We start from the raw sequence: 14251 nt of genomic DNA, 5'->3' as shown, positions 1-14251 counted from the left end.
GGCCTGTTCATTTCGGGATAAATCGGGCAAGGAACCGGTATGCCCGCTATCCACAGGCCAACAACCTACTAGAACCCTTTAATAAGAATCTATTTTTTTGGATTGGACTCTCTCGATGCCCGGTTTGCTCCTCGATACGTTGCGCGGTTCCAATGGTGATCAACGCCCGATCTGGCTCATGCGTCAGGCCGGACGTTACCTTCCGGAATATCGTGCGCTGCGGGCCGAAAAGGGGGGCTTTCTCGCGCTGGTCTATGACAGCGAGGCGGCGGCCGAGATCACGGTCCAGCCGCTGCGCCGTTTCGGCTTTGACGGGGCGATCCTGTTTTCCGACATTCTGATCGTGCCCTACGCCATGGGTCAGGATCTGCAGTTTCTGGTGGGCGAGGGGCCGCACCTTTCTCCCCGGCTTGTCGATCATGCCCTAGGATCGCTTCAGGCGGTCCCTGAGCGCCTTGCGCCCATCTATGAGACCGTGAGGCAGGTCGTGGCCCAGATCAGCCCACAGACCACCATGCTGGGCTTTGCAGGCAGCCCCTGGACCATCGCCACCTATATGGTGAATGGCGAGGGCAGCCGCGATCAGCATGAGACCCGCGCCTATGCCTATCGCGATCCGGCCGCCTTTCAGGCGATCATCGACGGGATTGTGGACGTGACGGTCGAATATCTCGATGGTCAGATCAAGGCCGGGGCCGAGGCGATCCAGTTGTTCGACAGTTGGGCTGGGTCGCTGGCTCCGCGTGAGTTCGAGAAATGGGTTATCGCGCCCAATGCGGCCATTGTCCGGGCGGTCAAGGCGCTGCATCCCACCGTGCCCATCATCGGCTTTCCCAAGGGCTCCGGCGAGAAACTGGCGGCCTATGCGCGCGAGACGGGCGTGGATGCGGTGGGTGTCGATGAAACTGTCGATCCCATCTGGGCCGCGCGTGAATTGCCCGCGAATATGCCGGTGCAGGGCAATCTCGATCCGCTGCTGCTGCTGGCCGGCGGGCCGGAACTGGAGGCGCGCGCCATCGGCGTGCTCGAAGCCTTTGCCGACCGCCCCCATGTGTTCAATCTGGGCCATGGCATCGGGCAGACCACGCCCATCGCCCATGTTGAGCAATTGCTCAACGTCGTGCGCGGCTGGAAACGGTAAAGCGCGCATAAGGCACTGGTCTGCCGGTTTTGCGTGGTCATCCTGTTGACAGCGCAGCATCGGATACCAACTTTTCAACCATGCTAAACCATGGTGCAGTGATGGAATGGGTGCTTTCGATGACCTATCTCTGGCTCAAGGCGGGCCATATCATCTTTGTGATCTTCTGGATGGCGGGGCTGTTCATGCTGCCGCGCTATTTCGTCTATCATCAGGAAAGCGAGCCGGGCAGCGCGGAAGAAGCCCGCTGGATCGACCGTGAGGCCAAGCTGCGCAAGATCATCCTGACGCCCGCGATCATCGTCGTTTGGCTGCTGGGGCTGCTGCTGGCGCACACGATCGGGGCGTTTTCGCAAGGGTGGTTCCATATCAAACTGGCCGCCGTGCTGGGGCTTTCGGCCTATCACATGTGGCTGGTGGGCTATTCCAAGGCGCTGGCGCGCGGGGAGCGGCGGCTGAGCGGCAAGAAGCTGCGGATGCTCAATGAAGTGCCGGGGCTGGCGGCGGCGGTGATTGTGGTGATGGTGGTATTGAAGCCATTTTGAGGGGTTTTTGCCTCCGGCGGGCAAAGGGCGGGGGCCCTTTGCAATCCCGTTAATGGGGTGCGCCTTGGTTCGCAGGAATGTGGATGGGGCGATGTTTTTAAAGCCTGCGGCGCTGATGGCGAGCGCCGCAGGCTTTGTCGTTTCTGACGCTGCGTCCGTTGCACCTTCGTCGATCCCGTGGCGCAACGCAGACAGTAACGGGAGCGCGAGGGTCTGGACCCTCGCATCAAACCCCTTCTTTCCTTGATTTCCCCGCCCCAATCTCCTATCTCCCCACGCAACCGGCACCGCCACGCAGCGTTAAGACGTGGCACATCTTTGGTCTTGCATTCTCCATGCCCGATAGACCCGCCGGCCGAACCTCATAGGAATACCTTGATATGCATTTGAAAGAATTGAAGAAAAAGACTTCGGCCGAGCTGGTCGAGATGGCTGAGGAATATGGCGTGGAAAGCGCCAGCACGCTTCGCCGTCAGGATCTGATGTATGCGATCCTGAAGGAAGTGGCCGAGGATGGCGAAGAGATCATCGGGCAGGGCACGATCGAAGTGCTGCCCGACGGCTTCGGCTTCCTGCGCAATCCGGAGGCCAATTATCTGGCCGGGCCGGACGACATTTATGTCTCGCCCAATCAGGTCCGTAAATGGGGCCTGCGCACGGGCGACACGGTGGAAGGCGAAATCCGCGCGCCCAAGGATGGCGAACGCTATTTCGCGATCACCAAGCTGGTCAGCGTCAATTTCGACAATCCCGAAGCGGTGCGCCATCGCGTCAACTTCGATAACCTGACCCCGCTCTATCCCAACGAGCGTTTGAAGCTCGACACGCTTGACCCCACGGTCAAGGACAAGTCGGCCCGCGTGATCGACCTGATCTCGCCTCAGGGCAAGGGCCAGCGCGCGCTGATCGTCGCCCCGCCGCGCACGGGTAAGACCGTGCTGCTGCAGAACATCGCCAAGGCGATCACCGACAACCACCCCGAAGTGTTCCTGTTGGTGCTGCTGGTCGACGAACGCCCCGAAGAAGTCACCGACATGCAGCGCAGCGTGAAGGGCGAGGTCATCTCCTCGACCTTTGACGAACCAGCGCAGCGCCACGTTCAGGTGGCCGAAATGGTCATCGAAAAGGCCAAGCGCCTGGTCGAACACAAGCGCGATGTCGTCATCCTGCTCGACTCGATCACCCGCCTTGGCCGCGCCTACAACACCGTCGTTCCTTCCTCCGGCAAGGTGCTGACCGGCGGTGTGGACGCCAACGCGCTGCAGCGCCCCAAGCGCTTCTTCGGCGCCGCGCGCAACATCGAGGAGGGCGGCTCGCTCTCCATCATCGCCACCGCGCTGATCGATACGGGCAGCCGCATGGACGAAGTGATCTTTGAAGAATTCAAGGGCACCGGCAACAGCGAAATCGTTCTCGACCGCAAGGTCGCCGACAAGCGCATCTTCCCCGCCCTCGACGTGGGCAAGAGCGGCACCCGCAAGGAAGAACTCCTGGTCGAAAAGGGCAACCTCTCGAAGATGTGGGTCCTGCGCCGCATCCTCATGCAGATGGGCACCGTCGATGCGATGGAATTCCTGCTCGACAAGATGAAGGACTCCAAGACCAACGAGGACTTCTTCGCCACGATGAACCAGTAAGAAGGTTTGCCTCCGGCGGGCAAAGGGACTGGTCCCTTTGCAATCCCGTTAATGGGGTGGTGCTTGGGTTCGCACGTTTGTGGATCTGGGCGATGGGTTTAAAGCCTGCGGCGCTGATAATAGGCGCCGCAGGCTTTATCATTTCTGACGTTGCGTCTTGTGCGCGGTGGTTGAACCCGATGCGCCACGCAGGCAGTAACGGGAGCGCGAGGGACGAGTTCCTCGCATCAAGCCCTTCTTCCTTTCTAAAATCTAGACTTCCCCCCCCCACTGTGTCTTTATCCATTCCGGTTTGCGCCCATAAGGAGATGCGCGATGAAGATGAATTTCGAGGTGGATTGCACACCGGAGGAAGCGCGTCGCTTTCTGGGCCTGCCCGATGTGACGCGGGCGAATGAGGCCTATGTCGATGCGGTGATGAAGGCAATGCAGGGCGCTGGCTCGCTCGAGCAGATCCAGGAATTCACCAAGCAGTTCGCGCCGATGGGCCAGTTGGGCATGAAGATGTTCCAGAACATTCTTGAGGCGGGCGCGAGTATGGCGACTGGCGGCAAGAAGTAAGATCAGCCTTTCATGACCGACACGATTTTTGCCTGCTCCAGCGGGATGCCCCCGGCTGCGATTGCGGTGATCCGGATCAGCGGGCCGCAGGCGGGCGCGGCCTTGATCGCACTGGGCGGACGCTTGCCCGTGGAGCGGCGGGCCAGCCTGATGGTGCTGCGCGACGGCGCGGGGGTGGAACTGGACCGCGCACTGGTCCTGTGGTTCCCCGGCAAGCGCACGGCAACGGGCGAAGACCTGGCCGAGATCCATTGTCATGGTGGACGCGCGGTGATTGCCGCTCTCGAGCATGCGCTGTCGGCGCTGCCGGGTCTGCGTCGGGCGGAGGCGGGGGAGTTCACGCGGCGTGCATTCTTGAACGGCCGCATGGATCTGGCCGAGGCCGAAGGGTTGGGCGATCTGCTCTCGGCCGAAACCGAGATGCAGCGTCAGGCAGCCGTGGCGATGGCTGGTGGCGCTTTGTCGGCGGTGGTCAAGGGCTGGCGCGAGCGGGTGCTGATGCTCTCGGCGCAGGTCGAGGCGGTGCTGGATTTTGGCGATGAGGACGATGTGGGTGCATTGCCCGCTTCCTTCGCTTCCACGCTGTCGATGTTTCACGTGGAACTTTCCGACTGGCTGGCCCGCCCTCGTGCCGAGGCGCTGCGCGAAGGATTTCGCGTGGTGATCGCAGGGCCGCCCAATGCGGGCAAGAGCACTTTGTTCAACGCTCTGGTCGAGGATGATGCGGCGATCATCACCCCGCTGGCGGGAACCACGCGCGACATTTTGATGCGGCCGGTGGCGCTGGGCGGCGTGCCGTTTCAGTTCCTCGATACTGCGGGCCTGCGCGATGATGGCGCCGATGTTGTGGAAAGCATCGGCATTGAGCGCGCCCGCGAAGTCATGGCGCGGGCCGATCTCGTCCTCTGGCTGGGGCCGGAGGGCGAAGGGCCGCAGGGCGCGTGGGAGATTGAGTCGCGGATCGACGCCGCCGTGAGGATGGCCAAATCCGCCCCCCGTCATCGTCTCTCCGGCAAGACAGGGGAGGGCGTTGATGCCCTGCGCCAAGATCTGATCGACACGGCGCGGAGGGCTATGCCTAAGCCCGGACAGGTGGCGCTGAATGCCCGCCAGCACGGCCTGCTTTCCGAAGCGGCGACGGCCTTGGCCGCCATTCGCCCCGATGGTGATCTCCTGCTGACCGCCGAAGACCTGCGCGCGGCCCGCTCCGCTTTCGACCGTTTACTGGGCGGGGCGGGGACAGAGGATATGCTCGATGCTCTGTTCGGACGCTTCTGCATCGGAAAATGAGGGGTGTTTCACGTGAAACACACCGCAGCTTTTGACCCGCCCGTCCGCTTAGGGTAGGGGCAGAGCCATGCAGCATTTTGACATCATCGTGGTCGGCGGCGGCCATGCCGGCGTGGAGGCCGCCGCCGTTGCCGCGCGTATGGGCGCACGTGTGGCGCTCGTGTCGTTTGACCTGAACGCCATCGGCGCCATGAGTTGTAACCCGGCCATCGGTGGCTTGGGCAAGGGCCACCTCGTGCGCGAGGTCGATGCCTTTGACGGGCTGATGGGGCGGGCTGCGGATGCGGCCTCGATCCACTATCGCATGCTCAACCGCAGCAAGGGCAGCGCGGTGCAGGGCCCCCGTATTCAGGCGGACCGCAAGCTGTTCAAGGCCGCGATCCAGCGGATGCTGCCGCAGCAAGGTGACCTGACGCAGGCGGCCGGAGAGGTCGCAGCGCTGGTGATGGAAGGCGGTCGGGCGACGGGCGTTGATCTGGCCGATGGGATTCGGCTGAACGCAGCCGCGGTGATCCTTTGCACCGGCACCTTCCTTGGCGGCACGCTGTTTCGCGGGGAAGAGCGGATGATCGGCGGACGTATTGGCGAGGCCGCCGCGCATCGTCTGGCGGCCCAGATGCGCGAGGCGGACCTGCCGATGGCGCGTCTGAAAACCGGCACGCCGCCGCGTCTCGATGGCCGGACCATCGATTGGGTGCGGCTGGAGGAGCAGCCCAGTGATGCCGAGCATTGGTGCATGTCGGCGCTGGAAACGCGCCGGGCGAACCCGCAACTGGCCTGCGCGATCACGCGGACCAACGCTGCAGTCCATGAAACGATCCAGGCGAACCTCCATCGATCGCCACTGTTCAGCGGGGCGATCGGGGCGAGGGGGCCGCGCTATTGCCCCAGCATCGAGGACAAGATCCACCGCTTTGCCGACCGCGATGGCCATCAGATTTTCCTCGAACCCGAGGGCCTCTCGACCCATCTCGTCTATCCCAACGGCATCTCGACCAGCCTGCCCGCCGATGTGCAATTGACCATGCTGCGCCACATGGAAGGGCTGGAGCAGGTCGAGATGGTGGTGCCGGGCTATGCGGTGGAGTATGACCATATTGACCCGCGCGCGCTGCGGACTTCTCTCGAACTGCGGGCGATCCCCGGCCTCTATTGCGCGGGGCAGATCAACGGCACGACCGGCTATGAAGAAGCGGCGGCGCAGGGGCTGATCGCGGGGATGCATGCGGCGGCATCGGTGCTCGGGTGGGATGCTCCGGCGATTGACCGGGCCAATTCCTATCTGGCGGTGATGGTCGATGACCTGACGCTCCACGGGGTGAGCGAGCCTTACCGGATGCTGACGGCGCGGGCCGAGTACCGCCTGCGTCTGAGGGCCAACAATGCCACCTCGCGCTTGACGGCATTGGCGGCGGCGGCGGGGTGTTTGGGCGCGGAACGTTCCGCATGGTTTACGCAGAGGCAGGACGACAAGGCGGCGCTGGAAGGCGGGCTGGAGCAGGGCGTGACGGCGCAGGATCTGGCCACGGTCGGGATCACCGCCAAGGCCGATGCGGGGCGTTTGCCTCTGCGCGAATGGCTGCGTTTTGATGGCGTGTCCATCGACCGGCTGCGCCCATGGCTGGGCGAGGCGTTGGACGTGGACGCGACCTTGATTGAGGAAGTGGCCGAGGACGCTTTCTATGCCCCCTATCTGGCGCGGCAGGAGAGGGAGCTTTCCGACCTGCGCTCGAACGAGCATCTGCTTTTGGCCGAGGACTTTCCCTATGGGCAGATCGCCGGGCTTTCCAGCGAGATGGTGGAGCGCCTGACGCGGGCGCGTCCGGAAAATCTGGCGGCGGCGGGGCGCGTGGCGGGGGTGACCCCGGCGGCTCTGGCGGCGCTGTTGGTGCATGCAAGGAAGCTGGCCTGAGATGATTGGTAATGAGCAACAGGCCCGCGACTGGCTGGCTTCGCGATGGGTAATGACGCCCGAGGCGATGGAGCGGCTGGAGAAGCTGGTCGCCATGTTGGCCGAGGAAAATGAGCGGCAGAACCTTGTGGCCGCCGCGACGATTCCGATGGTGTGGCAGCGGCATATCGTCGATTCTGCGCAATTGCTCGCCCATGTTCCACGTGAAACATGGAACGGGAGCAAGGGGGCATGGCTCGACCTTGGCACAGGGGCGGGTTTTCCGGGGCTGGTGATTGCGGCGATGCGGCCGGGGCACGAGGTGCTGATGGTCGAATCACGCGCTCGCCGAGTCGAATGGCTCAATCGCGTGATCGAGGAACTGGCGCTGCCCAAGGCGCAGGTGTTGGGGCAGCGACTGGAGATGGTGGAGACACGCACCTTTGCGGTGATTTCCGCCCGAGCCTTTGCACCGCTCGACAAGCTTCTGAAAATCTCCGCACGCTTTTCCACAAGGGACACGATCTGGCTGTTGCCCAAGGGGCGGTCGGCAGGGCAAGAGTTAGAGGCACTCAAAGCATCGGTGCGCGCAGGGTTCCACGTGGAACAATCGCTGACTGATGAGGACGCCGGGCTGATTGTCGGCCATCTCAATCCCAAGGGAGTGAAGCTGTGATCCGCATTGCCATTGCCAATCAGAAAGGCGGCGTGGGCAAAACCACATCCGCGATCAATCTGGCCACAGCCTTTGCCGCCGCCGGATGGCGCACGCTGCTGATCGACCTTGACCCACAGGGCAATGCCTCGACCGGGGTTGGGGTGCCCGCATCCGCGCGCGAGTATTCCTCGTATGACCTGCTGCTGGGCGAGGCCACGCTGGCCGAATGCGCGATGGAAACCAGCATTCCGGGGCTGCATCTGCTGGCGGCGACCGTCGATCTGTCGGGGGCCGAGGTAGAGCTGGTCTCGGTCGATGGCCGCACTGACAAATTGCGCAAGGGGCTGGCACGTGGAGCCGAGCGCTATGACATCTGCTTCATCGACTGCCCGCCCTCGCTGGGCCTGTTGACGCTCAACGCGCTCAGCGCTGCCGACACGGTGCTGGTGCCGCTGCAATGCGAGTTCTTCGCGCTCGAAGGCTTGAGCCAATTGTTGCAGACGGTCGAGCGGGTGCAGCAGCGTTTCAACGCGGACCTTGGCATTATCGGCATCGCGCTGACCATGTTCGACCGTCGCAACCGCCTGACCGATCAGGTCTCGGACGATGTGCGCTCGTGCCTGGGCAAGCTGGTGTTCGACACCGAAATCCCGCGCAACGTGCGTCTCTCCGAAGCACCCAGCCACGGCCTGCCCGCGCTGATCTATGACCAGCATTGCAGCGGCAGCCGCGCCTATCTCGCGCTGGCCCGCGAATTGATTTCACGTTTGCCTGAAAACAGGAAAGCCGCATGACCGACGAAACCTCGACCCAGAACCCGCTTTCCGCCGCGCTGGCCGGGCCCGCCGCGCCGCGCCGCAAGGCTGCGCTGGGGCGGGGGCTTCAGGCGCTGCTGGGCGAAACGCGGCGCGAGGAGCCGGTGGCCTCGGGCGGCGGCGGCAATGGCCCGGTGATGGTGGAGAGCGGTCTGGCCTCGCTGCTGGTGTCCAGCATCGAGCCCGATCCCGATCAGCCGCGCCGTCAGTTTGATGAATCGGCGCTCGATGAACTGGCCGCCTCGATTGCCGCGCGCGGCGTGTTGCAGCCGGTGATCGTCGTGCCGCTGGGCGACGGGCATTATCGGCTGGTGGCGGGCGAACGCCGCTGGCGTGCGGCGCAGCGGGCTAAGGTCCATGAAATCCCCGCATTGGTGCGCAAGCTGACCCAGCGCGAGGTGATGGCGATTGCGCTCATTGAAAACCTTCAGCGCGAAGACCTCAACCCCATCGAAGAAGCGCGCGCCTATCAGCGTCTGGCCGAGAGCGAGAGCATGACGCAGGCCGAGATCGCCAAGATGGTCGACAAGAGCCGTAGCCATGTCGCCAACATCCAGCGCCTGCTTGCGCTGCCTGATCCGGTGACCAAGATGGTCGAGGCGGGCGAATTGTCGATGGGCCATGCCCGCGCGCTGATCGGCGTGGAGGATGCGGAAGGCCTGGCGCAGCAGGCGGCGGCCAAGGGCCTGTCCGTGCGCGAGGTGGAGCAGATGGTGCGCCGCCAGTCGGGCCGTGAAACCGCCGCGCCGCGCCGTGCGCGCAATGAATTCAAATCCGCCGAATCCGCCGACATTCAGGCGATGCAGGCGCATCTGGAGGAATTCCTCGGCCTGTCGGTCAAGATCAGCGTGGATGCCGATCCGCGTTCGGGCGCCGTCACGATCCGCTATCGCACACTTGATCAGCTAGATCTCATTTGCCAGCGTTTGACGGGCGAGGGGATATAAGAAAAGGGGGCCCCGCAAAGCCCCCTTTTTCCTATCTTTAGGTCACACCGGGATGCGCTTGTCGCGCACAATTTTATGGCGGATTATCCGGCGCTGGATGACGCGCTTTTCGATGACCTGCTCGGGGCAATCTTCCTTCACGTTTTCCGTCACGCTGATCGGGATGGCATAGCCATAGGTGGGATGGGGCGCGCCGCCGCCCTGGTAATAGGCCCACCAATCGATACAGGCGCTTGTCGATTGCGAGGCATCGGCGCCCGGCACCGCGTTAAGCCGCCTTTCGCATTCGGCCAGCCAAGGCCCGCGCTGCATCCCGCCCGGTTGCAGCCCGGCAGCAGGCGGCGGCGTATAGGCGACCGAGGCGGAAGGAACCGCGGCTTGGCTATAGCTGGCCCCGGCCTGCGCGGGCGGTTGCGCCGGGGCGCTTTGAGCAAAAGCGGGGGCCGAAACGAATGCGGCGGCAATCAGCAGGGCGCGGATGGACATGGGCTTGACACCTTCATGACGACTGGCTCGTTCATAAAGGTTAATAACAGAAACCAACGCTGCGCCCAAGCAAAAGGTTAACGCCGTTTTACGCGGTTAACGCCCCGGCGACAGCGGAGGCGATGGCGGCGGCCAGTGCCTCGATCCCGGCCGCATCCTCCTGGTCAAACCGTGCCTTGATCGGGCTGTCGAGGTCGATCACCGCCACCACGCGCCCATCGACCACCACCGGCACAACCAGTTCCGAGGCGCTGGCCCCGTCACAGGCGATATGGCCGGGAAAGGCATGGACATCGGCCACCAATTGCGTTGCCGCGCTGGCCGCCGCAGTGCCGCACACGCCGCGGCCAAAGGGAATGCGGATGCAGGCCGGTTTGCCCACGAAAGGCCCCAGCACCAGTTCATCGCCGACGGTGCGGTAAAATCCCGCCCAGTTGAGATCAGGCAGGAATTGCCAGATCAGCGCGGCGATATTGGCCATGTTGGCCACGCCGTCGCTCTCGCCGCTGGTGATGGCCAGCGCGGCCTCGCGCAGGTCGTGATAGATTTCGGATTTGGGCGCGTCGGCGCCGGGGGCAAAGTCAAACATGGGCGTTGATGTAGTATGCCAAACCGCGCGCGCCAAGAGGTGCCATTCCGGGCTTGTGGGCCACGCGGCAAATCCCTATCTCATCGCGCATGAGCCCTACTTTGCGCAAATCGCTGATCGCCCTTGGTGCCGTCGTTCTGGTTGGCGGGGGCGGCTTTGCCTATCTGTCGCATGGCAATGTGTCGAAATTGCCGATCGAGCAGATGGAGGGCCGCAAGCCCAAGCTGGTCGATCCCGAGCCGGAGACTTTTCCCACGGTGGGTCTGGTCAAATCGGTGGGCTGGGCCACGAATGAGGCGCCCACCGCCGCGCAGGGGCTGAGCGTCAGCCGTTTCGCCACCGGCTTGCAGCATCCGCGCACGATCATCACGCTGCCCAATGGCGACGTGCTGGTGGCCGAAACCGGCGCGCCCAAGGACAATGGGCCGGGCGGGATCACCGGGTTTTTCCAGAATATTTTCATGGGCTTCGTCGGCGCGGGTGATCCCAGCCCGAACCGTATCGTCCTGCTGCGCGATTCCAAGGGCACCGGCGTTGCCGATCAGCGCTTCGTCCTGCGCGAGGGGCTCTCCTCGCCTTCGGGCATGGCCTATGGCGATGGCAAGCTTTACATCGCCAACCATGACGCGGTGCTGACCTTTGATTTTCAACCCGGCGCAACCAGCCTGACGGGCGCACCCAAAAAGCTGATGGACCTGCCGCCGGCGGGCAATCACTGGATGCGCAATCTGGTGCTCAGCCCTGACGGCAAGCATCTCTATGTCGCCATCGGTTCGGCCTCGAACATTGGCGAACGCGGGCCCAAGGCCGAGGAAGGCCGCGCCGCGATCTATGAAATCGACATCGCCAGCGGCCATGCGCGCCGCTATGCGATGGGCCTGCGCAATGCCAACGGCATGGCGTGGAACCCCTCGACGCAGGAACTGTGGACGGTGGTCAATGAGCGCGATCAGCTCGGCCCCGATCTGGTGCCCGACTATCTGACCAATGTGCCGGTCGGCTCGCATTATGGCTGGCCGTGGTTCTATTGGGGCAAGAATGAGGACAATCGCGTCTATCAGAACACGCCCGAATTCCAGATGCCTGAATTCCTGATCGATTATGTCCGCAAGCCCGAATATGCGCTGGGGCCGCATGTGGCGGCGCTTGGGCTGGCCTTTGTAAAGGGCGGCGAGAAGATGGGCGCGCATTATGCCAATGGTGCCTTCATCGCGCGCCACGGTTCGTGGAACCGCAAGCCCGCCGTTGGCTATGATGTTGTTTTTGTGCGCTTCGATGCCAATGGCAATCCGCAGGGCCTGCCGGAAAAGGTGCTGACGGGCTTCCTCAAGCCGGATGGCGATACCCATGGGCGGCCCACCTGGTTGAACTTCGCTCAGGACGGTGCGCTGCTCGTCTCGGATGATACGGGTGGGATCATCTGGCGCGTGGTGGCGCCGGGCGCTGCCCCCGCTGCCGAAATCAAGCCGGTCGTGGTCAAGCATCTGCCGCCGCAGAAGGATCTCAATGGCGATCCTGAAATCCAGTACCGTCTGAAGTTCAAGGACGATCAGAAGGTGCGGGAGAATTGATTGGTTAGGTTTTGAGGGGGTTTGATGCCTCCGGCGGGCAAAGGGCGGGGGCCCTTTGCAATCCCGTTAATGGGGTGGCGTTCAGGTTCGCAGGTTGGTGGGTTTTGGCGACAATAGAAAGCCTGCGGCGCTGGTATGGGGCGCCGCAGGCTTTAGTATTTCAGGCGGTGCGTCCGATATCTGTCGCCGAACCCTTGGCGCAACGCAGACAGTAATGGGAACGCGAGGGTCTAGACCCTCGCATCTAAACTCCCCTTAAAACTTAAATCCGCATCCCGGCCCGCCCGGCCAATTCATGCACATAATGCCACGCGATCCGCCCCGACCGGCTGCTCCGCCGCTTGGACCATTCCAGCGCATCGCCCACCTCGAAACTCAGCCCCAATTCCTGCGCGTATCCGGAAATGATGGCGAGATAATCGTCCTGAGAGCAGGCGTGGAAGCCGATGGAGAGGCCGAAGCGGTCGGCCAGCGCCAGCTTGTCATCTACCACATCGCGCGGGTTGATAGGGTCGTCCTGCTCGCCCAAACTGCGCCCGACGATGGCGCGGCGGTTCGATGTGACGGCAAGGCGGACATTGGCCGGGCGCGCCTCGACCCCGCCTTCCAGCCATGAGCGCAGCGCGCGCGGGCCGGACAGGTCGCCTTCCTCAAAGCCGAGGTCGTCAATGAAGGTGAGAAATTGCCGTTCGACCCGCCCCAGCATGGCAAACAGCGCCGAGAGCGAGGAGAGCGCATCGGGGGCCACCTGAACCAGCGCGATGGCGCCGGGGTGGGTTTGAGCGGCGGCCAGCACGCTGGCGCGCACCAGCGCCGATTTGCCCATGCCCCGCGAACCCCAGAGCAGCATATCGTGCGAGGCATGGCCCGCCGCCAGCCTGGCGACATTGCCCGCCACGGCGTCCTTTTGCAGGTCGATCCCCTGAAGCAGGCGCAATTCGGGCGCGTCGAGCCGCGCCACGCCGCGCGCCGCGCGCCCGTCCCAGACATAGGCGGGATATTCCAGCCACTGCGCCGCCGCCGGGGGAGGGGGGCTTAACCGCTCCAGAGCATCGGCAATACGGGCCAGAGGATCGCCCTGATCGGCCATAAATTCTTTCCTTATGCTTGGCTTTGCTGCTCTTGCGCTATAGCGGGAGGGCTATGGCTGACAATAATCTTCCCCGGGATCTTCCCCGTATTGTGACCACTTCGCCCGATGATCTGGCGCTGGCGGCGCGCGCGCTACGCGATGGGGCGATTGTCGCGGTGCCGACCGAGACGGTTTACGGGCTGGCGGCGCGGGCGGACAGTGTAGAGGCAGTGGCCGCGATCTATCGGGCCAAGGGACGGCCGGATTTCAACCCCTTGATTGTGCATGTCCCCGATCTGGCCGGGGCCGAGGCGCTGGCGGTGCTGGATGATCGCGCGCGGGCGCTGGCGGCGGCGTTCTGGCCGGGGCCTTTGACGATGGTTTTGCCGCGCCGGGATGATGCGCCCTTGGCGGCGGCGGTGACGGCGGGCCTGCCCACGGTGGCGATTCGCTGTCCGGCGCATCCGGTGATGCGGTCGATCCTGCGCGAATCCGGCCTGCCGCTGGCCGCGCCCTCGGCCAATCGCAGCGGCGGGGTCAGCCCGACCACGGCGAGCCATGTTGCGGCCTCGCTGGGCGGGCGGGTGCCGGTGATCGTCGATGGCGGGGCATGCGAGGCGGGGATTGAATCGACGATTGTCGCCCTGCGCGCCGATGGCGGATGGCAGGTGCTGCGCCCCGGCCCGATCACCTCGGCGGATCTGGCGGCGGTACTGGGGCAGGGCGAGGCGCATGAGGATCGCGGCATCGAGGCACCGGGACAAATGACCAGCCATTATGCGCCGGGCAAGCCGGTGCGCCTGAATGCCGCTGAGAAGGCCGCTGACGAGTTTTACATCACTTTTGGTGCGGGTGATGGCGAGGCCTCGCTTTCGCGCTCAGGTGACCTTGCAGAGGCCGCAGCGCGGCTCTACGCGGCGCTGCATGAGGCGGCCAGCGCCGCGCAGCCCAAGGTGGCCATCGCCCCGATCCCGGACGAAGGCATTGGCGCGGCGATCAACGACCGCCTGCGCCGCGCGGCGGCGCCGATTTAAAACCTGCCGGGCAG

Annotated in this window: 14 protein-coding genes; 11 read left to right on the top strand and 3 right to left on the bottom strand. The window is 64.0% G+C overall.

Annotated elements, in window-relative coordinates; genetic code table 11:
- Window positions 1–115: 115 nt before the first annotated feature.
- The 9 genes from hemE to PQ467_RS01260 all read left to right on the top strand — a co-directional run bounded on the left by hemE (window position 116) and on the right by PQ467_RS01260 (window position 9485).
- Window positions 116–1141, top strand: coding sequence for a uroporphyrinogen decarboxylase (gene hemE / locus PQ467_RS01300; RefSeq protein WP_274174771.1), 1026 nt, complete (start codon window positions 116–118; stop codon window positions 1139–1141).
- 101 nt (window positions 1142–1242) lie between these two features.
- The gene (locus PQ467_RS01295; protein WP_274174770.1) at window positions 1243–1686 is read left to right on the top strand and encodes a CopD family protein; all 444 of its coding nucleotides are present in this window, start codon (window positions 1243–1245) and stop codon (window positions 1684–1686) included.
- A gap of 380 nt (window positions 1687–2066) precedes the next feature.
- On the top strand, window positions 2067–3323 hold the full coding sequence (gene rho, locus PQ467_RS01290; protein WP_168603237.1) for a transcription termination factor Rho: 1257 nt from the start codon (window positions 2067–2069) through the stop codon (window positions 3321–3323).
- A 315-nt stretch (window positions 3324–3638) separates the two neighbouring features.
- Complete coding sequence (locus PQ467_RS01285) at window positions 3639–3884, top strand: DUF6489 family protein (RefSeq protein ID WP_172249178.1); 246 nt, start codon at window positions 3639–3641, stop codon at window positions 3882–3884.
- Between the two features lie 12 nt (window positions 3885–3896).
- Window positions 3897–5174 carry a tRNA uridine-5-carboxymethylaminomethyl(34) synthesis GTPase MnmE gene (mnmE, locus tag PQ467_RS01280; protein WP_274174769.1) on the top strand — a complete coding sequence of 426 codons (1278 nt, stop codon included), beginning with the start codon at window positions 3897–3899 and terminating at the stop codon, window positions 5172–5174.
- 67 nt (window positions 5175–5241) lie between these two features.
- Window positions 5242–7086 (top strand): tRNA uridine-5-carboxymethylaminomethyl(34) synthesis enzyme MnmG, encoded by a 1845-nt coding sequence (gene mnmG, locus PQ467_RS01275; protein WP_274174768.1) that lies wholly within the window; start codon window positions 5242–5244, stop codon window positions 7084–7086.
- A gap of 1 nt (window position 7087) precedes the next feature.
- The gene (gene rsmG, locus PQ467_RS01270) at window positions 7088–7741 is read left to right on the top strand and encodes a 16S rRNA (guanine(527)-N(7))-methyltransferase RsmG (protein ID WP_274174767.1); all 654 of its coding nucleotides are present in this window, start codon (window positions 7088–7090) and stop codon (window positions 7739–7741) included.
- On the top strand, window positions 7738–8517 hold the full coding sequence (locus PQ467_RS01265; protein WP_274174766.1) for a ParA family protein: 780 nt from the start codon (window positions 7738–7740) through the stop codon (window positions 8515–8517). The genes rsmG and PQ467_RS01265 overlap by 4 nt, the downstream gene beginning before the upstream one ends.
- Window positions 8514–9485, top strand: coding sequence for a ParB/RepB/Spo0J family partition protein (locus tag PQ467_RS01260; RefSeq protein ID WP_274174765.1), 972 nt, complete (start codon window positions 8514–8516; stop codon window positions 9483–9485). Before PQ467_RS01265 ends, PQ467_RS01260 begins: the two co-directional genes overlap by 4 nt.
- Before the next feature lie 42 nt (window positions 9486–9527).
- Here PQ467_RS01260 and PQ467_RS01255 read toward each other — a convergent pair whose 3' ends face one another.
- Window positions 9528–9971, bottom strand: a complete 444-nt coding sequence (locus PQ467_RS01255; RefSeq protein WP_274174764.1) for a hypothetical protein — start codon at window positions 9969–9971, stop codon at window positions 9528–9530.
- Between the two features lie 88 nt (window positions 9972–10059).
- On the bottom strand, window positions 10060–10560 hold the full coding sequence (locus PQ467_RS01250; RefSeq protein WP_274174763.1) for a GAF domain-containing protein: 501 nt from the start codon (window positions 10558–10560) through the stop codon (window positions 10060–10062).
- A 101-nt stretch (window positions 10561–10661) separates the two neighbouring features.
- Between PQ467_RS01250 and PQ467_RS01245 the strand changes: the two genes are divergently transcribed.
- A complete protein-coding gene (locus PQ467_RS01245; RefSeq protein WP_443192968.1) occupies window positions 10662–12131 on the top strand; it encodes a PQQ-dependent sugar dehydrogenase in 1470 nt (489 codons plus the stop codon).
- A 262-nt stretch (window positions 12132–12393) separates the two neighbouring features.
- Here PQ467_RS01245 and PQ467_RS01240 read toward each other — a convergent pair whose 3' ends face one another.
- The gene (locus tag PQ467_RS01240) at window positions 12394–13221 is read right to left on the bottom strand and encodes a DUF815 domain-containing protein (RefSeq protein WP_274174761.1); all 828 of its coding nucleotides are present in this window, start codon (window positions 13219–13221) and stop codon (window positions 12394–12396) included.
- Between the two features lie 53 nt (window positions 13222–13274).
- Between PQ467_RS01240 and PQ467_RS01235 the strand changes: the two genes are divergently transcribed.
- Window positions 13275–14237, top strand: a complete 963-nt coding sequence (locus tag PQ467_RS01235) for an L-threonylcarbamoyladenylate synthase (protein WP_274174760.1) — start codon at window positions 13275–13277, stop codon at window positions 14235–14237.
- Window positions 14238–14251 lie beyond the last annotated feature (14 nt).

Origin of the sequence: Novosphingobium sp. KACC 22771 (genome assembly GCF_028736195.1) — a bacterium.
Classification (GTDB): domain Bacteria; phylum Pseudomonadota; class Alphaproteobacteria; order Sphingomonadales; family Sphingomonadaceae; genus Novosphingobium.
This window is presented reverse-complemented; position numbering and strand designations above follow the sequence as displayed.

What these genes read in the sequence shown, in the direction of transcription:
- PQ467_RS01285 (WP_172249178.1), top strand. Translation starts at nt 3,639, where the DNA reads ATGAAGATGAATTTCGAGGTGGATTGCACACCGGAGGAAGCGCGTCGC.
- PQ467_RS01250 (WP_274174763.1), bottom strand. Translation starts at nt 10,560, where the DNA reads ATGTTTGACTTTGCCCCCGGCGCCGACGCGCCCAAATCCGAAATCTAT.
- PQ467_RS01295 (WP_274174770.1), top strand. Translation starts at nt 1,243, where the DNA reads ATGGAATGGGTGCTTTCGATGACCTATCTCTGGCTCAAGGCGGGCCAT.
- PQ467_RS01255 (WP_274174764.1), bottom strand. Translation starts at nt 9,971, where the DNA reads ATGTCCATCCGCGCCCTGCTGATTGCCGCCGCATTCGTTTCGGCCCCC.
- rsmG (WP_274174767.1), top strand. Translation starts at nt 7,088, where the DNA reads ATGATTGGTAATGAGCAACAGGCCCGCGACTGGCTGGCTTCGCGATGG.
- mnmG (WP_274174768.1), top strand. Translation starts at nt 5,242, where the DNA reads ATGCAGCATTTTGACATCATCGTGGTCGGCGGCGGCCATGCCGGCGTG.
- rho (WP_168603237.1), top strand. Translation starts at nt 2,067, where the DNA reads ATGCATTTGAAAGAATTGAAGAAAAAGACTTCGGCCGAGCTGGTCGAG.
- PQ467_RS01240 (WP_274174761.1), bottom strand. Translation starts at nt 13,221, where the DNA reads ATGGCCGATCAGGGCGATCCTCTGGCCCGTATTGCCGATGCTCTGGAG.
- hemE (WP_274174771.1), top strand. Translation starts at nt 116, where the DNA reads ATGCCCGGTTTGCTCCTCGATACGTTGCGCGGTTCCAATGGTGATCAA.
- PQ467_RS01260 (WP_274174765.1), top strand. Translation starts at nt 8,514, where the DNA reads ATGACCGACGAAACCTCGACCCAGAACCCGCTTTCCGCCGCGCTGGCC.
- PQ467_RS01235 (WP_274174760.1), top strand. Translation starts at nt 13,275, where the DNA reads ATGGCTGACAATAATCTTCCCCGGGATCTTCCCCGTATTGTGACCACT.
- mnmE (WP_274174769.1), top strand. Translation starts at nt 3,897, where the DNA reads ATGACCGACACGATTTTTGCCTGCTCCAGCGGGATGCCCCCGGCTGCG.